This is a genomic window from Ruegeria sp. AE3 (assembly GCF_056542225.1).
In genome coordinates this window covers 121,269-144,931 of record NZ_JBQFZL010000005.1, presented here as the reverse complement: position 1 = coordinate 144,931, position 23,663 = coordinate 121,269, and the positions used below count along the sequence as shown (strand labels likewise).

The following is a 23,663-nucleotide window of genomic DNA, read 5'->3' as shown; positions in this document are numbered from 1 at the left end:
CTGTTACCGCTATAGCGTATTGCTTGGTTGGTTCACCTCTGCTACATCCCCGGTGATTTTGATCCCCGACCGTCTGGCCGGGGTTTCCTCACGCCCCAAGGTAGCGGCCGCTACCCAAAATCGGGGCCTCAAATATCGGAAGGGTGGACGTGTCCGAACCAGCTTCGATTTCCACAGGCATCGCCGAGCGCTATGCCACCGCGATCTTCGAGATCGAAAAAGAGAATAATGACCTTGCGGGTCTGGAATCCGGCATCAATGATCTGGCAGCAGCACTGGGCGACAGTGCCGACCTGCGCGACCTGATCGCATCGCCGCTGGTTTCGCGTACTCAGCAGGAAGCTGCGATCACCGCAATTGCTGACAAGATGGGCCTGAACGCCATCCTGCGCAATACGCTGGGTCTGATGGCGCAGAAACGCCGCCTGTTTGTTGTGCCGCAACTGGTGCAGGTGCTGCGTGACATGCTGGCTGATGAGCGTGGCGAAGTGACCGCCGATGTCGCCTCGGCCAAGGCGCTGACCAAGACACAACTGGAAAAACTGTCCAAGACGCTGTCCGAGCGTGTGGGCAAGACCGTAACTATCAATGCGACCGTTGATGAAAGCCTCATCGGCGGTCTTGTCGCCAAAGTGGGCTCGAAAATGATCGACAGTTCGATCCGTTCGAAGCTGAACTCCCTACAGAATGCAATGAAAGAGGTCGGATAAATGGGAATCCAAGCTGCAGAGATTTCTGCAATCCTGAAGGACCAGATCAAGAATTTTGGTCAGGAAGCCGAAGTGGCCGAGATCGGTCGCGTGTTGAGCGTCGGTGACGGGATTGCCCGTGTATATGGCCTGGACAACGTTCAAGCCGGTGAGATGGTCGAATTCCCCGGCGGCATCATGGGGATGGCGCTGAACTTGGAAAGCGACAACGTCGGTGTCGTTATCTTCGGTTCTGACCGTGACATCAAAGAAGGTGACACCGTCAAGCGCACCAACTCGATCGTGGACGTTCCAATCGGTGACGAGCTGCTGGGCCGTGTTGTTGACGGTCTGGGCAACCCGCTGGACGGCAAAGGTCCGATCAATGCCACCAAGCGCGGCGTTGCAGACGTCAAAGCACCCGGTATCATTCCGCGTAAATCGGTGCACGAACCGATGGCAACCGGCCTGAAATCGGTTGACGCGATGATCCCGATTGGCCGTGGCCAGCGCGAGCTGATCATTGGTGACCGCCAGACCGGTAAAACCGCCGTGGCTCTGGACACCATCCTGAACCAGAAAGTCTATAACGAAGCAGCGGGCGACGACGAGTCGAAGAAACTGTACTGCGTTTACGTTGCGATCGGTCAGAAGCGTTCGACCGTTGCCCAGCTGGTGAAGAAACTGGAAGAATCCGGTGCGATTGAATATTCGATCGTTGTCGCCGCAACCGCGTCCGACCCGGCACCGATGCAGTTCCTGGCACCCTATGCCGCAACCGCGATGGCAGAATATTTCCGTGACAATGGCCGTCACGCGCTGATCATCTATGATGACCTGTCGAAACAGGCCGTGTCCTATCGTCAGATGTCGCTGTTGCTGCGTCGCCCGCCGGGCCGCGAAGCCTATCCGGGTGACGTTTTCTACCTCCACTCCCGCCTGCTGGAACGTTCGGCAAAGCTGAACGAAGACTTCGGTGCTGGTTCGCTGACGGCTCTGCCGGTTATCGAGACCCAGGGTGGTGACGTTTCCGCCTTTATTCCGACCAACGTGATCTCGATCACCGACGGTCAGATCTTCCTGGAAACCGAACTGTTCTATCAGGGCATCCGTCCTGCTGTGAACACCGGTCTGTCGGTTTCGCGTGTGGGCTCGTCGGCTCAGACCGACGCGATGAAATCGGTTGCCGGTCCGGTCAAGCTGGAACTGGCTCAGTATCGCGAAATGGCGGCCTTTGCGCAGTTTGGTTCCGACCTCGACGCCGCAACCCAGCAGCTTCTGAACCGTGGTGCGCGCCTGACCGAGCTGATGAAGCAGCCGCAGTACTCGCCGCTGACCAACGCGGAAATCGTCTGCGTCATCTTCGCTGGCACCAACGGCTATCTCGACAAGATCGATGTATCTGACGTTGGCCGCTACGAGGCCGGTCTGCTGGCGCATCTGCGCGGCAAGCACGCAGACCTGCTGAAGTGGATCACCGACGAAGATCCAAAGATCAAAGGTGAAGCGTCCGACAAACTCAAAGCAGCGATCGACGAATACGCCGCGACCTTCGCTTGATAGGAGGTTCCGATGCCTAGTCTGAAGGACCTTAAAAACAGGATCGAGTCGGTCAAATCGACCCGCAAGATCACCAAGGCCATGCAGATGGTCGCGGCCGCAAAACTGCGCCGCGCCCAGGAATCTGCCGAAGCCTCGCGCCCTTATGCCGAGCGGTTCAATGCCGTGATGGCGGGGCTGGCGGCGTCGGTTGGGGGCAGCGACAGCGCCCCCAAGCTGCTCCGTGGTACGGGCAGTGATGATGTCCATCTGCTGGTTGTGCTGACAGCTGAACGCGGCCTGTGTGGCGGCTTCAACTCGAACATCGCCAAGCTGGCCCGCCAGAAGGCGGAAGAGCTGCGCGGCAAGGGCAAGACGGTCAAGATCCTGACCGTCGGCAAGAAAGGCCGTGACGCGCTCAAGCGTGATTTTGGCGATTTGTTCGTTGGGCATGTGGACCTGAGTGAGGTCAAGCGTCTGGGTTATTCCAACGCGCAGGACATCGCAAAGGACATCCTGTCCCGCTTCGACGGGGGCGAGTTCGACGTTGCCACGATCTTCTATTCGAAGTTCGTCAACGTTGTGACCCAGATCCCGACGGCACAGCAGGTCATCCCCGCCTCGTTCGAGGAATCGGAAGGTGACGACAGCGGTGCCATCTTCGACTACGAGCCCAGCGAAGAGGCCATTCTGGCCGACTTGCTGCCCAAGGGGGTTGCGACCGCGATCTTCTCGGCTCTGCTCGAAAACGGAGCGTCTGAACAGGGCGCGCGGATGTCCGCAATGGACAACGCGACGCGCAACGCGGGTGAGATGATCGACAAGCTGACGATCCAGTTCAACCGCTCGCGTCAGGCCGTGATCACCAACGAGCTGATTGAAATTATTTCCGGCGCTGAGGCGCTGTAGAGACAAACCGGAGACGAAACATGGCGAATGCAAAAGGCAAAGTCACACAGATCATCGGGGCCGTCGTCGACGTGCACTTCGAAGATCAGCTGCCTGAAATTCTGAACGCGCTGGAAACCACCAACAATGGCAAGCGCCTGGTGTTGGAAGTTGCTCAGCACCTGGGTGAAAACACTGTCCGCACCATCGCGATGGACGCGACCGAAGGTCTGGTCCGTGGCGAAGTGGTCACCGACACCGGTTCACCGATCTCGGTTCCGGTTGGCAATGCCACCCTGGGCCGCATCCTGAACGTCGTCGGCGAGCCGATCGACGAAAAAGGTCCGGTAGAGGCGACCGAAGTTCGCGCTATCCACCAGCCCGCACCGACCTTTGCCGAACAGTCGACCGAGTCGGAAGTTCTGGTCACCGGCATCAAGGTGGTTGACCTGCTGGCCCCTTACGCCAAAGGCGGTAAGATTGGCCTGTTTGGCGGCGCCGGCGTTGGTAAAACTGTTCTGATCATGGAACTGATCAACAACATCGCAAAAGTGCACTCGGGCTTCTCGGTGTTTGCGGGTGTTGGTGAACGGACCCGTGAAGGCAACGACCTGTACCACGAGATGATCGAATCGAACGTGATCAAGCCGGACAACCTGTCGGAAAGCCAGGTGGCCCTGGTTTACGGTCAGATGAACGAGCCTCCGGGTGCGCGTGCGCGTGTTGCTCTGACCGGTCTGACCCTGGCCGAGCAGTTCCGCGACCAGTCTGGTACCGACGTTCTGTTCTTCGTCGACAACATCTTCCGCTTCACGCAGGCGGGTTCCGAAGTGTCGGCTCTGCTGGGTCGTATCCCGTCCGCTGTGGGCTACCAGCCGACACTGGCCACTGACATGGGCGCCCTGCAGGAACGCATCACCTCGACAAAGGCCGGATCGATCACTTCGGTGCAGGCGATCTACGTGCCTGCGGACGACTTGACCGACCCCGCGCCGGCAACTTCGTTTGCGCACCTCGACGCGACCACCGTTCTCAACCGTGCGATCTCGGAAAAGGGTATCTACCCTGCGGTTGACCCGCTCGACTCGACCTCGCGCCTGCTCGACCCGGCCATCGTCGGGGAAGAGCACTACAAGGTTGCGACCGACGTTCAGCAAATTCTCCAGCGCTACAAGTCGCTGCAGGACATCATCGCCATTCTCGGCATGGACGAACTGTCGGAAGAGGACAAGCTGACCGTGGCCCGTGCCCGTAAGATCGAACGCTTCCTGTCGCAGCCGTTCGACGTGGCCGAGGTCTTCACCGGATCGCCGGGTGTTCAGGTTCCTCTGGATGTCACCATCTCGTCGTTCAAGGCCGTTGTGGCTGGCGAATACGATCACCTGCCCGAAGCAGCCTTCCTGATGGTTGGCGGCATCGACGAAGTGATCGCCAAAGCCGAAAAAATGGCAGCAGCAGCCGCCTAAGGAGTATCCCTGATGGCAAACACGATGCATTTCGACCTCGTCAGCCCCGAGCGGAGCTTAGCTTCGCTCGAGGTCACCGCGGTCCAGATTCCCGGCGCAGACGGGGACATGACGGCGATGCCCGATCACGCCCCCACCATCACAACGCTGCGCCCCGGTCTGCTGAAGGTTGAGGCACCCGAAGGGTCCAGCGAATACCTGGTCACCGGCGGGTTTGCCCAGATCAACGGCGACAGCCTGTCGGTTCTGGCCGAAAAGGCGGTTCCGGTTTCGGAAATCACCCGTTCGCATATGGACGAGCTGATTGCCGAGGCACGCGCCTCGCACGAAGCGGCAAAGGGCGGCGACGATATGTCGATCGTCGACGAAGCCGCCAAGCTGCTGGCCGACATGGAAGCGCTTGGGACGCATATGAGCCTGTAATTGGCTTAACAGTGAAAAATTGGAACGGCCTCGCGATTGCGGGGCCGTTTTTTTGTCGTGCTTTTGCCAAAAAGCAGGGATAAGTTGCGGAAATTCAAGTATAATGATGAATACATGAAAAAATTTCTGACCCATCCCATTGGCATCGATCAAGGTGAAAGTGTTCTGTTTTCGGAATTTGCCGAAGGCGGGGACATGTGGACTGGCGAAGGCCCCCGCGAACGTCGGAAACCCATCCAATTCAAGGACACGTTTCTTAGCCCGCCCATTGTTCAGATCGGGATTTCCCTTTGGGATGTCGACACATCATCAGCCCTGCGCGCCGAGGTTCAGGCAGAAAATGTCACCACAGAAGGGTTTGAAGCGGTGTTTCGGACTTGGTCCGACACGCGGATTGCCCGCATCCGGATCAGCTGGACCGCGTTTGGAGAGGTGGCGCACCCGGACGACTGGGACATTTCCTGATCCTGGGCTTGCAGGACAGGCGCAGGCCTCAGTCGTCCTGCGCTTCGATCATGTCGACCCGTGTGGCGTGGCGGCCGCCTTCAAATTCGGCACCCAGAAACGCATCCACAATATCCAGCGCCTGTCCTTCGCCGACAACACGCGCGCCAATCGACAGCATATTGGCATTGTTATGCTGGCGGATCATCCGGGCGGAAAACGCGTCCGAACAGACGCCGCAGCGAATGCCGGGCACCTTGTTTGCGGCCATCATGATGCCCTGACCCGTGCCGCAGAGGATAATCCCCAATCCGCAATCACCCGAGGCTACGGCCAGTGCCGCGGCCTTGCCGTGTTTGGGGTAATGGGTGCTTTCATGGGTCGTCGGGCCGATATCGACCACGTCCCAGCCTTGCTGCGCGATGTGGTTGGCCACGGCCTGACGCAGCTCGATAGCCGCGTGGTCGCTGGAAAGAACAATGCGTTTGTTGCCAGTCATGGAGATCGGTCCGCTTGTGTCGCTGATCGCGCGCATGAGGCAGACTTGTGCGCAACCGGTGGTTCAAAAAGAAAGGGACGACACATTCTGTCGACCCGTCCAAACTCAATCCATCTGGTACATGGATTCGTAGATCGGCGTCAGCGTCTTGTCTTCGAACAGGGATGACACGCTGGTTCCGTTCCAGATGTTCAGGATCGCCTGCGTAAAGATAGGCGCGGTCGGAACAATGCGGATGTTCTTGGCGCCCAAAATCTCTTTGGTTGGCTGGATCGTGTCGGTCAGCACCAGCGACTTCATCACCGAATTTGTCACCCGTTCCACCGCAGGGCCGCTCATGACGCCATGCGTGATGTAGGAATGAACCTCTTTCGCACCGTTATCCAGCAGCACCTGCGCTGCCTTGCACAGCGTTCCGGCGGTGTCGCACATGTCGTCGACGATCAGACAGATCTTGTCCTTCACATCCCCGATCACGGTCATCTCGGCCACTTCGCCCGCTTTCTCGCGGCGCTTGTCCACGATCGACAAAGGGGCGTTGATCCGCTTGGCCAGTTCACGCGCGCGGGCCACGCCGCCCACGTCAGGTGAAACGACCATGATTTCATCCAGATTTCCCTTGAACTGATGCCTCACATCCAGCGCAAAGATGGGCGAGGCATAAAGGTTGTCCACGGGCATATCGAAAAAGCCCTGAATCTGGGCCGCATGCAAGTCCATGGTCAGGATCCGTTCGATCCCGGCCCCTGTCAACATGTTGGCCACCAGCTTGGCGCTGATGGGCGTGCGGGCCTTGGTGCGACGGTCCTGACGGGCGTACCCGAAATACGGGATCACGGCGGTGATCCGCTGCGCGGACGACCGGCGCAGCGCATCGGCGATGATCAGCAGTTCCATCAGGTTGTCATTGGCCGGGTTCGAGGTCGGTTGGATAATGAACATATCCTCGCCGCGCACATTTTCGAACACTTCCACGAAAATCTCACCGTCGTTGAACCGTTCGACACGCGCATCGACCAGACCCTGATCAACGCCTCGGTACAGGCTCATGCGGCGTGCGATGGCTTGGGCAAGCGGAAGGTTGGCGTTCCCAGCGATAAGCTTGGGTTCGTGAAGTGTCGGCATCGGCTGAGGTCCCCGGGCAGCAATGGCAATGTGACAGAATCGTGATGTTGACACCGCTTAGCATGGCCTTACCGTCCCGCAAAGGTAACGCAGCGGAGAAAGTGCACATGACCCAGATTGACTACTTTTTTGCGACACTCTCGCCCTATTCCTATCTGGCAGGGATGCGGTTGGAAGAAATCGCGGCGAAACACGGCGCGACGATCAACTATAAGCCGCTGGACATTATCGCCCTGTTCGCGCGCACCGGGGGGACCCCTCCGAAAGACCGGCATATCTCTCGTATCGAGTACCGCGCACAGGAGCTGCTGCGCCAATCGAAGAATCTGGGGATGGAGTTCAATCTGAAACCCGCGCACTGGCCGACCAACATGGCCCCGTCATCTTATGCGGTTATTGCCGCGATCAAGGACGGCTCGGGCGATGTGGGTAAGCTGTGTCATAGCTTCCTTCGCGCCTGCTGGGCCGAGGAAAAGGATATCGCACAGGACGATGTCATCCGCGAATGTCTGACGCAAGCCGGGTTTGATCCCGGTCTGGCAGACAGCGGCTTGCTGGTGGGCGCAGAAACCTACGCCGCCAACCTCGAGGAAGCCGTGGACCGGGGTGTCTTCGGCGCACCGTTCTACATCACGCCCGACGACCAGCGGTTCTGGGGTCAGGACAGGCTGGACGATCTGGATCGGCATCTGGCCGAGATGAACGGGTGACGGTCAGGGCCACGATGCAATCCGTTTTCGTCAGGCACTTGGGTGAGGGGGAGCGGAAACTGCTCGCCCTCCATTGCACGATTGCGCATTCCGGTGCCTGGTCTGGTTTGGCCAGTGCGCTGAATGGCTGTGCGACATTTGTTGCCCCGGATATGCTGTCGCATGGGCGCAGCCCGGATTGGGACGGGCAGGGTGATTTCTTTGACGCAGTGACCAAACCGGCCCTGGCTGAATTGACGGAACCCATGGATGTAATCGGGCATTCCTTTGGGGCGATGATCGCACTCAGGCTGGCAATTGAGCATCCCGAGCGCGTGCGCAGCCTGATCCTGATCGAACCCGTGTTCTTTGCAGTTGCGAAACAGGATGCGCCGCTGTTGTTCGAACAGCACGAACGGGACTCCGAGCCAGTCAGTGCGGCCTTCGAATCTGGTGACAAGGCTCTGGCCGCGCGCCTGTTCAACAGGGCGTGGAGCACGAAGATCAGCCCCAAATGGCCTGATTTGCCCGAGCGCACGCGGGCAAATATGGTGCGTGGAATCGATGCGGTTCCTGCTGTGCACCCTGTGCTCTATGACGATCAGGCAGGGTTGCTTGACCCGGATCGGCTCCGGCGCGCATCGATGCCGACCCTGTTGCTGAGCGGGTCAGAGACGCCGCCAGTGATCCACGCGATTTGCGCAGGGCTGCAACGGCGCCTGCCTGATGCGCGCCATGAACGCATAAACGGCGCAGGGCACATGCTGCCGATTTCACACCCTGATGAAACCGGCGCTTTGCTGCGGGCGTTCTGGCAGACCAACGCCCCGTTAGGCGTCAAAGCAGATTGAGAAACTGATCGATCTCCGCCGCTCCGATGGACCAGTCGCAAACCAGCCTGCACGCGAGGTTTTCGTTGTTATCCTCGCCTTCCAGCTCTGCACCCCAAAGGTGATAAACCGCGCCTGCCTTGTGCAGTTGCTTGTGCTTCGCGCGTGGGAATGAGGCAAAGATCATATTGGCCTGCGGTTCGTACAGAAATGCGGCCCCCTTGGCGCGCAACCCCTCGGCCAAGCGGGCGCAGTTGTCATTGGCCTGACGCGCCATCTTCAGCCACAGGTGGTCTTCCAGATAGGCCGCCATCTGAGCGGACAGATAGCGGTGTTTGGAAAACAGATGCGCCCCGCGCTTGCGCCGCAGCTCAAACTCCCAGGCTTTGCTTTCATCAAAGAACACAACCGCCTCGACACCCATGAGACCGTTCTTGGTGCCACCAAAACTGACAGCATCTACACCTGCTTTCCATGTCATATCCGCAGGGGAACAGTTCAGCGCAACCAACGCGTTGGTAAAGCGCGCGCCGTCCAGATGCACGGGCAGGCCGTAAGTCTTGGCGACCTCGCACAGGGCCTGCAACTCTGCCAGCGAATAGACCGATCCGCGCTCGGTCACTTGTGTGATCGACACGGGTCCGCGCTGCGGCCCATGCACACCGCGTGTTTCCTCGCCCAGAATTGACCCGCGCAAAGCCTCAGGGGTCATCTTGTCTCCGCCCGGTACCAGGGTCAGCTTGGCGCCGCTGTAAAACTCCGGTGCGTTGCATTCGTCCTCGTGGATATGCGCGACTGGGGAACAGAAGACCGTTTCCCAAGGCTTTGACAATGTTGCAAGGGCGAGCGAATTCGCTGCTGTCCCGGTCGCCACCAGATAGACCGCAGCACCCGGAGCCTCGAATATACTGCGGATACGGTCGCGCACCTCGTTCATCAGCGTATCCGCGCCATAGGCCATCTGATAGCCCTGATTGACCTCGGCCAGCCTGGCCATGACCTGTGGATGAACCGGCCCGGAATTGTCAGACGCGAAATGCATCAGCTTGGCTCCTCGATTATGTAATCTTCCCACTCTTCCATGGGTGTCTCAAACTCAGACACCGTGCGCCCCTGAACCGAGATCCCGGCAGCGTGCACACTGTCCGCTGTACCAGATATCAACGGGTGCCAGTCGTAAAGCGGTTTGCCTTCCCACAGCAACCGATACGCGCAGGTTTGCGGCAACCAATAGGCATGTTCGTCGATATTGTCGGGGGTCATGACGATGCATTCGGGCACGAATTGATGCCGGATGTCGTATTGTACGCAGCGGCAGCTTTCGTCATCCAGCAAGCGGCATGCGACGCAGGTCAGGGCCACCTCGCCCGTGTCTTCATCTTCCAGCTTGTTCAGGCAGCATTTGCCGCAGCCATCACACAACGCCTCCCACTCGCGCTGGTTCATTTGGCGCAGGGGTTTGCGCTCCCAAAACCGGGCAGGCAGGCCCGCGCGTTCAATCGGATCAACACTCATAGGGCGGTCAATATACCGCGGGCCTGTTCGCAGTCGGCATCCATCTGCGTGATCAGACTCTCCAGCCCGTCGAATGTCATCTCGGGGCGCAGAAAGTCGATCAGACCCACCGACAGGGTCGCCCCGTACAGATCGCCCGAAAAGTCGAACAGGAAGGTTTCGATATTGGGCACCTGGCCGTTAAACATCGGGCGCACCCCGATCGAGGCCGCACCGTGATAGCTGCCCTTATGCGGCCCATCCAACACATCCACCAGTACGGCGTAGACACCGAATTTTGGCGGATGCAGCCCTTCGATGGACATGTTCGCGGTGGGAAAGCCCAGCTCGCGCCCGCGCTGTTCGCCCCCGATCACTTCGCCTTCGATCCGGTGCCAGTGTCCCAGCATCGCGGCTGCGTCCCGTGGGCGGCCGTCGCTCAGCGCGGTGCGAATGGCGGTTGAGGATACAACATTTTCCGACCGTTCCATCAAAGGCGCAATCGTCACACCGAACCCCATGTCCTGCCCGAACTTCACCAGATCCTGCGCCGTGCCACTGCGGCCCTTGCCAAAGCAGAAATCGGCACCCACCACGACATGCGACAGGCCCAGCCCGTCGCAGATCACGTTGCGCGCAAACTCCATTGGCGAAAGCCCGGCCAGCGCGGCGTTGAACGGCAGTTCATAAAGCTTCTCTACGCCCAGCTTCTCCAGCCGGTGCGCTCGCGCATTGCCCCGCATCAGGCGGAACGGAGGCGCGTCAGGCGCAAAATACTCCCGCGGATGCGGCTCGAAGGTCAACACACCCAGCGGCGCGTCCGGCGCTGCATTACGGGCCAGTTCAATGACCGACTGATGCCCCAAATGAACGCCGTCGAAATTCCCGATTGCCACGCTGGCGCCGCGATCTTCTGGCTGGACGAACTGGATATCCCGGATGATGTGCATAGACGATTGCGTAGCGGCGCGAGTCAATTTGTTCAAGCGGCAGTTTGAATTCCAAGAATGCGATCCTGTGACTGAGCTTTGAACATTTCAGTTGGCCGGGAAAATGCATGAGGCCAATCCAAGTATTTCAGGCCAAGCGCCTCCAACCGCTTGATTCAAAAAAAACTCCGGGTTTAGACTGAAAATCCGGTTCCCTGGATTAAGGCGCACCGGATCAAAGCCCGGCGAGGTTCGAATGAACCCAGCACAGGAGGCAGACCCATGTACCGAATGCGACTGTTCGCGATTCGTCATGCCCGCACTTTCGAGTGGATCTATAAATGTGTCGAACGCGGCATGGTCGCGATGGACCCGATATTTGCAAAGATCGGATATAACCGCGTCGAACGCCCCATTGCACTGGTCGAGAAGGGCGTCAAAACCCTGTTGTTTGATTGCAAGATGTGCGGGCAATGCGTGTTGTCATCCACCGGAATGTCCTGCCCGATGAACTGCCCAAAGCAATTGCGCAATGGCCCATGTGGCGGCGTACGTCCCGGCGAGTTTTGCGAGGTGAAGCCGGATATGAAATGCGTCTGGGCCCTGGCCTGGAACGGAGCCAGCCGCATGCGGCACGGAGCCGACAAGATAAAAGAAGTTCTTCCGCCGGTGGAGCACACGTTGAAAGGCTCGTCATCCTGGCTGCGGGTCAGCCGCGAGATTGCAGCGCACGAGCGCGAGACCCGGGATGCAGCCCGGTTGGCGCTGGCCGAGGCATTCCCCGAAGCGCGCGAGAATGAACCTTCTGCGGCACCACTGGCCGCCGAACCACCCAACGCGATAAACCGGGAACTGAAGAAATGAGTGATACCCATCGCAACGAGGTGGAGCCGATTGGCTATGTTCCGGTTCCCCAAGGACATGTGTCGCACAGCCGGTTGGAGAAGGTGCTCCGTTCAGGCCGTTTCGCAGTCACCGCCGAGTTGAACCCACCCGACAGTGCCGACCCCGAGGATGTTTTTCAGGCGGCCCAACCGCTTGGCGAAGTGGCTGACGCGATCAATGCAACCGATGCTTCGGGCGCGAACTGCCATATGTCCTCGATTGGGATTTGTGCCTTGCTGACGCGCGCGGGTTATTCTCCGGTCTATCAGATTTCCTGCCGCGACCGGAACCGGATTGCCATTCAGGGCGATGTTCTGGGGGCTGCGGCGTTGGGCGTCAGTAACGTGCTGTGCCTGACCGGCGACGGCGTCGGCGTCGGGGATCAGCCGGGGGCAAAACCGGTATTCGATTTCGATTCCCTGACCCTGTTGCGGACGATCCGCACGATGCGCGATCAGGGAATGTTCCTTTCTGGTCGTAAGATCACGCGCCCGCCGCAACTGTTCCTTGGTGCTGCCGAAAACCCCTGCATACCGCCTTATGACTGGCGACCTGATCGTCTGGCAAAGAAGGTTGAGGCCGGGGCTGAGTATATTCAGACCAATTACATCTACGACATTCCGCTGTTCGAGAAATTTATGGCGCGTGTGCGCGATGCGGGACTGGACAAGAAAGTGTTCATCATCGCGGGCGTCGGCCCGATCGCGTCAGCGCGTGCAGCTCGCTGGATGCGCAGCAATGTTCCCGGCATTCACATCCCCGATCAGGTAATCGAGCGGATGGAGAAAGCCGAAAAACCAGCTGACGAGGGCAAGAAGATCTGTATCGAACTGATCCAGCAGATCCGCGATATCGCGGGGGTGTCTGGCGTTCATGTGATGGCCTACAGGCGTGAACACGTGGTGTCAGAGATCATCCTGGAATCCGGTGCGTTGAAAGGGCGAAAACGCGCCCGCCCGTCCTGAAAGGCACAGGCAAAACTCAGTGTCCCAACAAAAAAAAGGCGCCGGTCGGGCGCCTTTTGCATGGATGTGTTCGCCGATCAGTCGAACTTGCGCGACGGGGCCAGTACCATGGCTTCACCGATCAGCACCTTCTTGCCCTCGACCGAGCAATGGCAATCCAGTTTGACGCGACGCTTGGAAAAGTCGATGTCGATGACTTTGACCTCGGCATAAACCATGTCACCGGGGCGCACGGGGGCCAGGAACTTCAGTGACTGCCCCATATAGACCGTGCCATGACCCGGCAGTTGTTCGCCAATAACGGCCGAGATCAGCCCAGCTGTCAGCATTCCGTGCGCGATACGCCCTTCGAAGATTGTATCGCGGGCATAATCATCATCCAGATGCACCGGGTTCCGGTCTGTCGAGATCTGCGCAAACATCTCGATATCTTCGTCCGTCACCACTTTGCGCAGGTGGCGGGACATTCCCATTTCGATGTCTTCGATACAGATCGTTCCGCGTGGAAGATTGTCCAACATGTTGCCCTCACTCGAAATCGACCGAGAAAGAAAAAACCACTATCCGGCCTAGGTTGGCAACTTTATTACTTCGCAACTGCAGAAAATCAAGTCTTTTCTTGCTATCTCAATCGCCCGATTGTGTAGGTCGGGTTGATCTTTTCCCTTTCGATATAAGCCGTTAGGGATTCGTGATCCGGATGGTGCGACGTTTTTGTCTCAGCAGCCGCCAGCCCGCCCGAAATGAACAGGGAATCAATGCCTTCACCCATGCCCCCCAGAATGTCCGTATGGGGGCCGTCGCCGATCACCAGAATGTCGCTGTCCGGGATATCATGGCCCAGTTCCTGCAACCTGCGGCGCGCCAGATCGTAGATCGGTGGGTGCGGCTTGCCGAAATACAGGCTCTCGCCGCCCATCTCGGTATAGAGCTTTGCCAAAGCGCCTGCACACCATTCGCGCACCTCGCCGCGATCGACAACAATGTCGGGGTTTGCGCACAGCAGCTTCATGCCCATCTGTTTGGCATAGAGGAAATCGGGGCGGTTCACGTCCGGGTCGGCCATCGGATCAAAAGGGCCACAGCAGACGATCCCTTCGGCCTCTCTCAGCGGGACACGTTCAATATGGATCGGGTGGTGCAGCAGTTTCAGGGGCTCGAAAAAGCCCGCATCGCGCTGCCATTCCCCCATGAAGTAAACCTTGTGCCCGACAGCACCACGGAACATCGCCGACCGTGCGGAATCGCCGCTGGTGGCAATGGTGTCATAGGCATCTGCGGGAACATTGAACTGCACCAGTTGCTCGGCCACACCCGCACGGGGTTTGGGCGAGTTCGTGACCAGAACAACAAGCCCCCCGTCCGCGCGATAGGCTTGAAGGGCTGCGACAGCTTCGGGATAGGCCGTGATCCCGTTGTGAACGCACCCCCACAGATCGACAAACAACGCTTTGTAGCGGGCGGAGATTTCGGACAGCGCGTGAACGATCTGGGTCATATGTGGCCTCAAGCTGAAACTGCACGAGCCTTATGACCGATTGGCAAGGGATTGGCCACCAATCGATCGGTGGCCGCCCTGTATTTCGTCGGTTGGGTAAAGGTCTGTTTAAGCGCAATGCCGAAGGCGCAGACTGAAGACCAATAATGCGAGGCCCGTTTTACTCAGAATGACGGACCCCGCGTGTTTTTTCAGACCTTCAGGTTCGGAATGATCTGCTTTTTACGGCTCATGATGCCCGGCAGAACCACGGCGTCGCCATCGACGGATGCACCAAAGCTTTTCTCGGCAACGGTTTTGACCAGATCATTGGGCACCAGCAGGGTGGCTTCCTCGTTCAGGATATCGACGACGAACAGCAGCACCTGATCGACACCGTCTTCTTTGGCGACATCCACCATCGAACCCGCCAGGCTTGCCTTGCGGTCCAGAATGACACCCGGCGCAGTGGTTTCCAGAACCGAGACGCGGAATTTGGTGCCATCGACCTCGTATTCCTTGCTGTCCATGCGGATCAGTTCGGCATCCGAGAAGGACGAGACATCCGATTTCGCCGCAAACATATCTGCCGCGTAAGCCGAGATATCCAGCTCCAACTCGGCCGCCAGCCGCTCTGCGACCTCGCGGTCATGGGGCGTGGTGGTGGGCGAGCGGAATTCCAGCGTGTCCGAAAGGATGCAGGTCAGTGCCGCGCCCTTGATGGCGTCGGGCATCTTGGCTGCATCGTCGCCCATCAGGTCAACCATGATGGTGGCCGTGCAGGCCAGCGGGCGCACGGTGATGTCGATCGGGCCTTTGGTTTCCAGACCACCGACCAGCTTGTGGTGGTCGATGATGGCGCGGATGTCTGCGTCATTGACGTTGGCGGGCAGTTCGGCAGGGTTGTTGGTGTCGACGATAACCACCGGAGTGTCCGCTGCCAGATCGTCCAGGATGCGTGGTTTGGGCAGATCCCAGTTGTCCAGCATGAACGCCGCTTCGGTGTTGGGCTCGCCCAACAGCACGGGCTCGGCCTGCACACCTTTGATTTCGTTGAGGTACCACGACCACAGGATCGGCGAGCCTGTGGAATCGGTGTCGGGGGATTTGTGACCAAATACGAGCGTTGTCATGTCAGCGTCCTGCGGAATGGAAATTTGCGCGCCTTATAGGGCGGACAAACGCCCTTGTCACGCCACAGCAGCCCGTCTGCGACGCTTGGTCTGAAAACCGCTGAACCAGCTTAGAAAGCGGCGCGTGTCAGCGTGTATCCGGCCTGCTCCAGCTGGTTCAGCAAACCGTGGTCATCACTCAGATGACCTGCGCCGACCGCGATCACCGCCGTCTGATCCGTGATGGCCAGAATATGCTCCATCCACAGAGCATTCCGTTGGACAAGCATCTGCTGCTCGAACCCGTTCCATTCCTCATCGAAGACGTCCCGGCTCAACCCGGATTCCTCGAACCCCTGAAGGCGTGCGAATTGTATGATCTCGGCGTGCTTTTCTTCCAGATATCCATTGGCCATGGTGGCCAGTTGATCGTTGCTTCCCATCATCGCCCCGGACAGCCGCACCAGCGACTCGACCTGCTGTTCCAGAGGGTGGCTGTCGAACATGGCGATCAGGTCGTCGATACGTTCCAGCGAGTATTGCGGAATGCCGTTTTCTGCGGCCAGATCGTTCAGGCGGGCGTCCATGCCGTAGGTCCCGTTCGGATCTTCCATCATGCAGGGCGGGATGCTCAGCATCATACTCAAGAACCACGGTCGCATTTTGGCTGCCATCCAGCCGGGAATGCCGCGCTGGTTCAACGCGGTCGAGAATGCGGCCCAGTCTTCATCTCCCATCAGGTCGATCAGGGTCGGCCCGGATGTGATCATTACAGCGCTGAGATTATTGGCCAGGTTTTTTTCGAATGCGTCCATGTCAGTCTGGGTGACTTCGAAATAGAATGCGTCAGCCTTGCTCAGGTCCGGAGACAGGCGTTCAACCACCTTTTCCATACGTTCGTCATAAGTGTGCAGGGTGCCAACGATGTGCAGAACCGTGTCACCCTTGCGCGCAATCCAGTGGTTGCCTTCCGGAAAGGGGATGTCCGCCACGGCGCGTTGCAACTCGGCCCGCGCGTCATCTGACAGCAGTGGGCGCAGGTCCTGCCCATCGCACGCAGCCGCAGCCGTGATCGGGGCCAGTAGAAAAGCGAGAAACGTCAGCAGGCGCATGAACCCATCCGGTGTTGTGTCATCAAGGTGTCCCAGACATAGCCATGCCTGCGGCCCATGTTCAAGCAACCCGTCTGGTATTCCTCAACAATCTGCGTAGCATAGGCCCATGAACCGCGAGCAGGACCTCTATCCCCCGATCAAGGCGCTTTTGGAGCGTCAGGGATACACCGTCAAAGGAGAAGTGGGCGCAGCCGATATCGTCGCCATGCGCGAAGACGAGACGCCTGTGATTGTCGAACTCAAGCTCAGGTTCACGCTGTCCCTTTTCCATCAGGCGATTACCCGCCTGAAACTCACGGATCAGGTCTATATCGGGGTCAGCAAACCCACCGGGCGCACGGCCCGGCGGGCGCTCAGGGACAATCTGGCTCTGTGCCGCAGGCTTGGCCTGGGTCTGATCACCGTACGCGCCGATGGCACGGTCGAGGTGCAATGCGACCCGGGCCCATATGTGCCGCGCAAGGACAAGGCCAGGGCGGTGCGGCTGCTGCGTGAATTCGCTCGGCTGGAGGGCGACCCCAATTCCGGGGGCGCGACACGTCACGGGATCGTGACGGCCTACCGTCAGGATGCGCTGAAATGCGCGGCCTTTCTGGCCGAACACGGCCCGGCCAAAGGGGCCGAGGTTGCCAGATCGGCGGGTGTTCCGGTCGCCACCCGGTTGATGCGGGAAAATCACTATGGGTGGTTCGAGAAGGTTGAAAAAGGTGTCTACGCTCTTACTTCTGAGGGAACAGACGGCTTGAAACACTGGGCCTACAGCTGGGAACAGGCTGACTGAGGCGTTGTAAAAAAATCCCAAACACCTTGTTGACTCGGCGTTTTAGACTCCCTAGCTATGCGTCGTTATCACTCATACACACCGAGTGCTAACGCCTCGTCGAAAGGCGAGGGGAGGATAAACAAAACTTTGAGCCCAAGGAGCTGCAAAGATGGCATTGAAACCGCTTCATGACCGTGTGCTGGTTCGCCGTACCGAAAGCGATGAAAAAACCGCAGGCGGACTGATCATTCCTGACAGCGCAAAAGAAAAGCCCAGCGAAGGCCAAGTCGTCGCAACCGGCGAAGGCGCGCGCAAGGACAGCGGCGAGCTGATCGCAATGGCGGTCAAGGCTGGCGACAAGATCCTGTTCGGCAAATGGTCGGGCACCGAGGTTCAGGTCGACGGCGAAGAGCTGCTGATGATGAAAGAAAGCGACATCATGGGGATCATCGAGTAAGCCCGCGCTTTCTCTGATCTTCCACTCAACACATTTTCTCAAGGAGAAACGACATGGCTGCAAAGGACGTCAAGTTCGACACCGATGCCCGCAACAAGATGCTCCGGGGTGTGAACATCCTGGCTGATGCTGTCAAAGTGACCCTGGGCCCCAAAGGCCGCAACGTGGTACTGGACAAATCCTTCGGCGCACCGCGCATCACCAAAGACGGTGTTTCGGTTGCCAAGGAAATCGAACTGGAAGACAAGTTCGAAAACATGGGTGCGCAGATGGTGAAAGAAGTCGCCAGCCGCACCAATGACGAAGCCGGTGACGGCACCACCACCGCGACCGTTCTGGCGCAGGCCATCGTAAAAGAAGGCCTGAAGCAGGTTGCAGCGGGCCTGAACCCGATGGACCTGAAGCGCGGTATCGACCTGGCAACCGCCAAAGTCGTCGAAGGCATCCGTGCTGCTTCGCGTGAAGTCAAAGACTCGGCAGAAGTTGCTCAGGTTGGCACCATCTCGGCCAACGGCGAAGCTGAAATTGGCCAGCAAATCGCAGACGCGATGCAGAAGGTCGGCAACGAAGGCGTCATCACCGTCGAAGAAAACAAAGGTCTGGAAACCGAGACCGATGTTGTCGAAGGGATGCAGTTCGACCGCGGCTACCTGTCGCCTTACTTCGTCACCAACGCAGACAAGATGGTGGCCGAGCTTGACGACTGCCTGATCCTGCTGCACGAAAAGAAACTGTCCTCGCTGCAGCCGATGGTTCCGCTGCTCGAGCAGGTGATCCAGTCGCAAAAGCCGCTGCTGATCATTGCAGAAGACGTTGAAGGCGAAGCGCTGGCAACTCTGGTTGTCAACAAACTGCGCGGCGGCCTGAAAATTGCTGCTGTCAAGGCACCGGGCTTCGGCGATCGCCGCAAAGCCATGCTGCAGGACATCGCAATCCTGACCGGTGGTCAGGTGATCAGCGAAGATCTGGGCATGAAGCTTGAGAATGTCACCATGGACATGCTGGGCACCGCCAAGAAGATCGAGATCAGCAAAGACGAAACCACCATCGTCGACGGTGCTGGCGAGAAAGCCGAGATCGAAGCACGTGTTGCCCAAATCCGCACCCAGATCGAAGAAACCTCGTCGGATTACGACCGTGAGAAGCTGCAGGAACGCGTTGCCAAACTGGCAGGCGGTGTTGCCGTTATCCGCGTCGGCGGCATGACCGAAGTTGAAGTGAAAGAGCGTAAGGACCGTGTGGACGATGCTCTGAACGCAACGCGCGCAGCCGTTCAGGAAGGCGTCGTTGTAGGCGGTGGTGTTGCGCTGGTTCAGGCCGGTAAAGCACTGGAATCGCTGAAAGGCGCAAACGCTGATCAGGACGCAGGCATCAACATCGTGCGCAAGGCCATCGAAGCGCCGCTGCGCCAGATCGCCGAAAACGCAGGCGTTGACGGCGCGGTTGTTGCAGGCAAAGTGCGCGAGTCTTCGGATCCGGCCTTTGGTTTCAACGCTCAGACCGAAGAATATGGCGACATGTTCTCGTTCGGCGTGATCGACCCGGCCAAAGTTGTCCGTACCGCTCTGGAAGACGCGGCTTCGGTTGCCGGCCTGCTGGTCACCACCGAAGCGATGGTTGCAGACAAACCGCAAAAAGATGCACCTGCTGGCGGCATGCCCGACATGGGCGGCATGGGCGGCATGATGTAAGCACGTCGAATTCGCCTCGGCGAATTCTGACGACCCCTGACAGGCGTTTGGCTGCAAGGTCAAGCTGTCGAGAGGGGAAGCCAAAGTGCTAACGGACGGGGTCGCCTTTTGGCGGCCCCGTCTCATTTCCGATGGCCGCAATGCGGCCACGCCTCCGGCGGGAGTATTTTGGAAAAGATGAAGGCTGGGCCGCGTGTGCCCGAATTGTGAGTGTCCAACCTGCCGCCAAGTCGGTATGTGGTTGCAATGCGACTGTTCCTTCTGACCGCCCTGACCATGTGCGCCTTTGCGGCGAACTCCATTCTGAACCGGCTGGCTATCGACAGCGGATCCAGTGATCCCGCGGGGTTTGCCATTATCCGGGTTCTGGCGGGGGCGCTGGTTCTGGCCGCACTGGTTGTGCTGCGCAGAGGACATTTGCCGCTGCGCACCTGCAGGCGGTTCATCGGGGCCGGGTCGCTTTCCCTGTATATGATCGGGTTTTCCATTGCCTATCTGACGTTGGATGCGGGGCTGGGCGCGCTTATCCTGTTTGCCGTTGTGCAGATCACCATGTTCGCCGCCACCGCCCTTACCGGGACCAAACCTACCCGCCGACAGCTGGCCGGAGCAGCGATTGCGCTGGGTGGTCTGGCCTGTGTCCTGTGGCCCACAGGAACAGTGCAGGTCGATCCAACCGGAACCGTTTTGATGATTGCCGCCGGGATCGGCTGGGCGGCCTATTCACTGGCCGGGCGGTCCGAGCCTGATGCGTTGCAGGGCACGGCTGCAAATTTCATCGTCGCGCTGCCTGTGACCGCGTTGGCCCTGATGGCCACAGGGGCAGAGTGGCACATGACCGGATTGGGCTATCTACTTGCGGCCTTGTCAGGTGGCGTAACCTCGGGTCTGGGATACGCCTTGTGGTATCGCGTTCTGCCCCAACTGGCACCTTCAACGGCGGCAGTTGTTCAGCTCAGCGTGCCGGTGATCGCGATTGTGGGCGGCGTGGTGCTGTTGGGGGAAAGCGCGGGTGTGCGGCTGCTTGTTGGTGCGGCACTGGTTTTGGGCGGTATCGCGCTGGCTGTCCTGCGACGTCAACGTGGGAAGGTCTTTTAACGTGGGCGCACAGGCTTTATCTGGCGGGTATGAGAATTCTGATCGCCCTGCTTTGTTGCCTTATTCCCGCCGTGGCCAATGCGAAATGCGTTGTCCTGCTGCACGGTCTTGCCCGGACTGAGGCGTCGTTCAGCGTGATGGAACAACTGTTCAAAGCGAATGGCTATTCCGTCGTGCGCCCCGGTTACCCATCGACCGAAATCGGAATCCCCGAACTGGCCGAACAAACCATCCCGCAAGCGTTTGCAGCCTGCGGCACTGATACCGTCAATGTCGTTGCGCATTCCATGGGCGGCATCCTGTTGCGATACTGGTTGCAGGACCACAGCCCTGAAAACATGGGCCGTGTCGTCATGCTGGGGCCGCCCAATCAGGGTAGCCAGCTGGTCGATGAACTCAGCGCGTGGGAGGTGTTCGGATACCTGAACGGTCCGGCCGGTCTTCAACTGGGTACGGGCCCGGATGGTATTCCCAGCCGCCTGCCGCCCGTGGATTTCGAACTGGGTGTCATCGCAGGTGACCAGTCCCTGAACCTCGTGTTTTCGTCTCTGATCGACGGTCCTGACGATGGCAAAGTGTCGGTCGAGTCCACCAAGGTCGAAGGCATGGCCGATCATCTTGTCTTGCCGGTGACCCATACCTTCATGATGAACAACCCGCAGGTCATGGCGCAGGTGCTGCACTTCATTGAATTCGGCCGGTTTGATCCGCAGATCACTTGGCTGGACGGTGTGATGGACGTAATAGACGAGATCTGTATCGGGCAAAACTGCTCGGAACCGGGGGCGGAGCCATCAGAATGACCGCATTGGAACTGACATTGACCGGAGCAGAGGTCCTGCTACCGGGTGAAGGGCTGTTACGCGCAGACTTCGCCATTGCAGATGGGGTGGTTCAGAATGACGCGCCCGGGCGGCGGATTGACCTGACCGGTTATCTAGTTCTGCCAGGTATTGTCGATTTGCACGGCGATGGATTCGAACGCCATATAGCCCCACGTCGCGGCGCGATGAAACAGATGAATGAGGGCATTCTGTCGGTCGAGGCCGAACTGGCCGCCAATGGCATCACCACAGCCGTGCTGGCGCAGTTTTACAGCTGGGAAGGCGGCGTGCGCGGCCCGGACTTTGCCGCGCAGGTGTTTGCGGCCATCGCAGCGGTCAAGGGCAGCACGGTCACCGATCTGATCCCGCAACTGCGGTTCGAGACCAATATGCTCGCGGATTTCGACGGGCTGGCCCGTCGCATCGCCGATTGGCAGGTGCCATACGTGGTCTTCAATGACCACCTGCCGCATGATCGTTTGGCACAGGGCAAGAAACCACCGCGCCTGACCGGGCAAGCCTTGAAGGCCGGGCGAAATCCGGAGGCACATTTTGAGATGCTGCTCGACATGCACGCCCGCAAGGCTGAGGTTCCGGCGGCGCTTGTAGCGCTTTGTTCGAAGCTTGCGGACATGGGCGTGCGTCTGGGCAGCCACGATGACGCAACTGCCGAGGCGCGCGCTTGGTGGCGCGGCCAAGGGGTGCACATTGCCGAGTTTCCCGAAACGCTTGAGGCCGCCGAGGCCGCGCGCGCTGCCGGGGATCACGTCATTCTCGGCTCGCCCAATGTGGTCCGCGGCGGCTCGCATAAGGGCAACGCCAGCGCGGTAGAGCTGATCGCGATGGGGCTCTGTGATGCGCTGGCCTCGGATTACCATTATCCCAGTCCACGCCGCGCGGCGTTGATGCTGGCCAAAACCGGGCTGCTGGATTTCGCAGGGGCCTGGGCGCTGATCTCATCCGGCCCCGCGCGGGTGCTGGACTTGCAGGACCGGGGCACGCTTGCCGCGGGCAAACGCGCCGATCTGGTAATCCTTGATGCAACCACTCACCGGGTTGCCGCGACACTGGCGGGCGGGCGCGTCAGCTATATGTCAGGGGATATCGCGTCGCGCTTTGTGGGGTGAAACCAGACCAGCTTCACCTTTTTCCAAATACTCTCGCCGAAGGCATCGCGCCGTAGCGCGATATTCTACCGCTTGATCCGGTTGAAATGTCCCATCTTGCGACCGGCCTTGATCTCGGCCTTGCCGTAAAGATGCAGTGCGACGTCCCGTTCGCGCGCCAGCTCGGGCACGCGGTCCATATCGTCGCCAATCAGGTTCTCCATGACCACATCCGAGTGGCGCTGCCCGTCGCCCAACGGCCAGCCCGCCACCGCGCGGATGTGCTGTTCGAACTGGTCTACGGCGCAGCCATTCTGCGTCCAGTGGCCCGAGTTATGCACGCGCGGCGCGATCTCGTTCACGATCAGCCCGCCGGGTGTAACGAACAGTTCGACCCCCATGACACCGACATATTCCAACGCGTTCAGAATATTGGCCGCAAGCAGGATGGCATCGGTGCGCTGGGCAGGGGACAGGCGGGCGGGGATGGTGGTGGTGTGCAGAATGCCATCGCGGTGCACATTCTCACCCGGGTCGAAACAGGCCACCTGACCGTCCAGCCCGCGCGCAGCAATGATCGAAACTTCGTGCGAAAAATCAACGAACCCCTCCAAAACGGCAGGCGCGCCAGCCATGTCGGCCAGCGCGGCCTCGGCATCCCCGGGGCTGCGCAATCTGGCCTGCCCTTTGCCGTCATAGCCAAAGCGGCGGGTCTTCAGTATCGCAGGCGTGCCGATTACTTCGATAGCCGCATTCAGGCTATCCAGATTGGTGATATCCGCAAACGGGGCCGTTTTCAGGCCAAGCCCCTGCAGGAACGTCTTCTCGGTCAGGCGGTCCTGACTGACCCTCAATGCCTCACGCCCGGGGCGAATGGGGCGATGGGCTTCCAGAATATCCAGCGCCTCGGTCGGGATGTTCTCAAACTCATAGGTGATGACGTCCACCGCATCGGCAAAAGCCGTCAAGGCGTCGACATCGTCATAGGCCGCTGTCGTTACCCGATCCGCAACCTGTCCGGCAGGCGGGTTTGCGCCCGGCTCGTAGATGTGGCTGACAAACCCCAGCCGAGAGGCCGCCACCGACAACATCCGGCCCAGCTGGCCGCCACCCAGAATCCCGATCACCGCACCTTGGGCGAGCATCTCCGCCATC

The 23,663-nt window shown here is 59.3% G+C and carries 26 protein-coding genes; 16 read left to right on the top strand and 10 right to left on the bottom strand.

What is annotated here, in order from left to right; genetic code table 11:
* Window positions 1–149: 149 nt before the first annotated feature.
* The 6 genes from ACR0NZ_RS12155 (at window position 150) to ACR0NZ_RS12130 (ending at window position 5,470) form a co-directional block, all read left to right on the top strand.
* The gene (locus tag ACR0NZ_RS12155; protein ID WP_480519175.1) at window positions 150–710 is read left to right on the top strand and encodes a F0F1 ATP synthase subunit delta; all 561 of its coding nucleotides are present in this window, start codon (window positions 150–152) and stop codon (window positions 708–710) included.
* A complete protein-coding gene (gene atpA, locus ACR0NZ_RS12150) occupies window positions 711–2,249 on the top strand; it encodes a F0F1 ATP synthase subunit alpha (RefSeq protein ID WP_480475432.1) in 1,539 nt (512 codons plus the stop codon).
* A gap of 12 nt (window positions 2,250–2,261) precedes the next feature.
* Complete coding sequence (locus ACR0NZ_RS12145) at window positions 2,262–3,137, top strand: F0F1 ATP synthase subunit gamma (protein ID WP_480482282.1); 876 nt, start codon at window positions 2,262–2,264, stop codon at window positions 3,135–3,137.
* A 20-nt stretch (window positions 3,138–3,157) separates the two neighbouring features.
* On the top strand, window positions 3,158–4,582 hold the full coding sequence (gene atpD, locus ACR0NZ_RS12140) for a F0F1 ATP synthase subunit beta (protein WP_480475437.1): 1,425 nt from the start codon (window positions 3,158–3,160) through the stop codon (window positions 4,580–4,582).
* 12 nt (window positions 4,583–4,594) lie between these two features.
* The gene (locus tag ACR0NZ_RS12135) at window positions 4,595–5,005 is read left to right on the top strand and encodes a F0F1 ATP synthase subunit epsilon (protein WP_209504801.1); all 411 of its coding nucleotides are present in this window, start codon (window positions 4,595–4,597) and stop codon (window positions 5,003–5,005) included.
* A gap of 114 nt (window positions 5,006–5,119) precedes the next feature.
* Window positions 5,120–5,470 (top strand): H-type lectin domain-containing protein, encoded by a 351-nt coding sequence (locus tag ACR0NZ_RS12130; RefSeq protein WP_480493596.1) that lies wholly within the window; start codon window positions 5,120–5,122, stop codon window positions 5,468–5,470.
* A 28-nt stretch (window positions 5,471–5,498) separates the two neighbouring features.
* Here the strand turns inward: ACR0NZ_RS12130 and rpiB are convergent, their stop codons facing one another.
* A complete protein-coding gene (gene rpiB / locus ACR0NZ_RS12125; RefSeq protein WP_480476904.1) occupies window positions 5,499–5,948 on the bottom strand; it encodes a ribose 5-phosphate isomerase B in 450 nt (149 codons plus the stop codon).
* A gap of 105 nt (window positions 5,949–6,053) precedes the next feature.
* Entirely contained in the window at window positions 6,054–7,073 is a 1,020-nt protein-coding gene (locus ACR0NZ_RS12120; protein ID WP_480475441.1) for a ribose-phosphate pyrophosphokinase, read from the bottom strand.
* Window positions 7,074–7,180: 107 nt separating this feature from the next.
* Here ACR0NZ_RS12120 and ACR0NZ_RS12115 point away from each other — a divergent pair, with 107 nt between their 5' ends.
* Together ACR0NZ_RS12115 and ACR0NZ_RS12110 are read left to right on the top strand one after the other, a co-directional pair.
* Window positions 7,181–7,783: a DsbA family protein gene (locus ACR0NZ_RS12115; protein ID WP_480519173.1), complete on the top strand. Its 603-nt coding sequence runs from the start codon at window positions 7,181–7,183 to the stop codon at window positions 7,781–7,783.
* Window positions 7,784–7,797: 14 nt separating this feature from the next.
* Entirely contained in the window at window positions 7,798–8,613 is an 816-nt protein-coding gene (locus ACR0NZ_RS12110) for an alpha/beta fold hydrolase (RefSeq protein WP_480519171.1), read from the top strand.
* Here ACR0NZ_RS12110 and ACR0NZ_RS12105 read toward each other — a convergent pair.
* From ACR0NZ_RS12105 to ACR0NZ_RS12095, 3 genes are read right to left on the bottom strand one after another with little or no spacing between them, the layout of a single operon-like run.
* The gene (locus ACR0NZ_RS12105) at window positions 8,600–9,634 is read right to left on the bottom strand and encodes a threonine aldolase family protein (RefSeq protein ID WP_480519169.1); all 1,035 of its coding nucleotides are present in this window, start codon (window positions 9,632–9,634) and stop codon (window positions 8,600–8,602) included. The genes ACR0NZ_RS12110 and ACR0NZ_RS12105 overlap by 14 nt on opposite strands.
* Complete coding sequence (locus ACR0NZ_RS12100) at window positions 9,634–10,107, bottom strand: YcgN family cysteine cluster protein (RefSeq protein ID WP_480519167.1); 474 nt, start codon at window positions 10,105–10,107, stop codon at window positions 9,634–9,636. The genes ACR0NZ_RS12105 and ACR0NZ_RS12100 overlap by 1 nt, the downstream gene beginning before the upstream one ends.
* Complete coding sequence (locus ACR0NZ_RS12095) at window positions 10,104–11,036, bottom strand: bifunctional riboflavin kinase/FAD synthetase (protein ID WP_480519267.1); 933 nt, start codon at window positions 11,034–11,036, stop codon at window positions 10,104–10,106. The genes ACR0NZ_RS12100 and ACR0NZ_RS12095 overlap by 4 nt, the downstream gene beginning before the upstream one ends.
* A gap of 261 nt (window positions 11,037–11,297) precedes the next feature.
* Between ACR0NZ_RS12095 and ACR0NZ_RS12090 the strand changes: the two genes are divergently transcribed.
* Both ACR0NZ_RS12090 and ACR0NZ_RS12085 read left to right on the top strand, forming a co-directional pair.
* Window positions 11,298–11,879 carry a methylenetetrahydrofolate reductase C-terminal domain-containing protein gene (locus tag ACR0NZ_RS12090; RefSeq protein WP_480519165.1) on the top strand — a complete coding sequence of 194 codons (582 nt, stop codon included), beginning with the start codon at window positions 11,298–11,300 and terminating at the stop codon, window positions 11,877–11,879.
* Window positions 11,876–12,865, top strand: coding sequence for a methylenetetrahydrofolate reductase (locus tag ACR0NZ_RS12085; RefSeq protein ID WP_480519163.1), 990 nt, complete (start codon window positions 11,876–11,878; stop codon window positions 12,863–12,865). Before ACR0NZ_RS12090 ends, ACR0NZ_RS12085 begins: the two co-directional genes overlap by 4 nt.
* A 77-nt stretch (window positions 12,866–12,942) precedes the next feature.
* Here the strand turns inward: ACR0NZ_RS12085 and ACR0NZ_RS12080 are convergent, their stop codons facing one another.
* The 4 genes from ACR0NZ_RS12080 to ACR0NZ_RS12065 all read right to left on the bottom strand — a co-directional run bounded on the left by ACR0NZ_RS12080 (window position 12,943) and on the right by ACR0NZ_RS12065 (window position 16,566).
* Window positions 12,943–13,386 (bottom strand): MaoC family dehydratase, encoded by a 444-nt coding sequence (locus tag ACR0NZ_RS12080; protein ID WP_267362989.1) that lies wholly within the window; start codon window positions 13,384–13,386, stop codon window positions 12,943–12,945.
* A gap of 101 nt (window positions 13,387–13,487) precedes the next feature.
* Entirely contained in the window at window positions 13,488–14,363 is an 876-nt protein-coding gene (locus tag ACR0NZ_RS12075) for a TIGR01459 family HAD-type hydrolase (RefSeq protein ID WP_267362988.1), read from the bottom strand.
* Between the two features lie 191 nt (window positions 14,364–14,554).
* Window positions 14,555–15,475, bottom strand: a complete 921-nt coding sequence (locus tag ACR0NZ_RS12070; protein WP_480475459.1) for a manganese-dependent inorganic pyrophosphatase — start codon at window positions 15,473–15,475, stop codon at window positions 14,555–14,557.
* A gap of 110 nt (window positions 15,476–15,585) precedes the next feature.
* The gene (locus tag ACR0NZ_RS12065; protein WP_480519161.1) at window positions 15,586–16,566 is read right to left on the bottom strand and encodes a TraB/GumN family protein; all 981 of its coding nucleotides are present in this window, start codon (window positions 16,564–16,566) and stop codon (window positions 15,586–15,588) included.
* A 109-nt stretch (window positions 16,567–16,675) separates the two neighbouring features.
* Between ACR0NZ_RS12065 and ACR0NZ_RS12060 the strand changes: the two genes are divergently transcribed.
* The 6 genes from ACR0NZ_RS12060 to ACR0NZ_RS12035 all read left to right on the top strand — a co-directional run bounded on the left by ACR0NZ_RS12060 (window position 16,676) and on the right by ACR0NZ_RS12035 (window position 22,529).
* Window positions 16,676–17,350: a DUF2161 domain-containing phosphodiesterase gene (locus ACR0NZ_RS12060; protein WP_480519160.1), complete on the top strand. Its 675-nt coding sequence runs from the start codon at window positions 16,676–16,678 to the stop codon at window positions 17,348–17,350.
* Between the two features lie 151 nt (window positions 17,351–17,501).
* Window positions 17,502–17,789, top strand: coding sequence for a co-chaperone GroES (gene groES / locus ACR0NZ_RS12055; protein ID WP_209504786.1), 288 nt, complete (start codon window positions 17,502–17,504; stop codon window positions 17,787–17,789).
* A gap of 53 nt (window positions 17,790–17,842) precedes the next feature.
* Window positions 17,843–19,480 (top strand): chaperonin GroEL, encoded by a 1,638-nt coding sequence (gene groL, locus ACR0NZ_RS12050; protein WP_480475465.1) that lies wholly within the window; start codon window positions 17,843–17,845, stop codon window positions 19,478–19,480.
* Between the two features lie 246 nt (window positions 19,481–19,726).
* Complete coding sequence (locus ACR0NZ_RS12045) at window positions 19,727–20,578, top strand: DMT family transporter (protein ID WP_480519158.1); 852 nt, start codon at window positions 19,727–19,729, stop codon at window positions 20,576–20,578.
* Window positions 20,579–20,607: 29 nt separating this feature from the next.
* The gene (locus ACR0NZ_RS12040) at window positions 20,608–21,381 is read left to right on the top strand and encodes an alpha/beta fold hydrolase (RefSeq protein WP_480519156.1); all 774 of its coding nucleotides are present in this window, start codon (window positions 20,608–20,610) and stop codon (window positions 21,379–21,381) included.
* Window positions 21,378–22,529: an alpha-D-ribose 1-methylphosphonate 5-triphosphate diphosphatase gene (locus ACR0NZ_RS12035; RefSeq protein ID WP_480519154.1), complete on the top strand. Its 1,152-nt coding sequence runs from the start codon at window positions 21,378–21,380 to the stop codon at window positions 22,527–22,529. The genes ACR0NZ_RS12040 and ACR0NZ_RS12035 overlap by 4 nt, the downstream gene beginning before the upstream one ends.
* A gap of 65 nt (window positions 22,530–22,594) precedes the next feature.
* Here the strand turns inward: ACR0NZ_RS12035 and ACR0NZ_RS12030 are convergent, their stop codons facing one another.
* Window positions 22,595–23,662: a 5-(carboxyamino)imidazole ribonucleotide synthase gene (locus ACR0NZ_RS12030; protein ID WP_480475473.1), complete on the bottom strand. Its 1,068-nt coding sequence runs from the start codon at window positions 23,660–23,662 to the stop codon at window positions 22,595–22,597.
* Between the last annotated feature and the right edge of the window lies 1 nt (window position 23,663).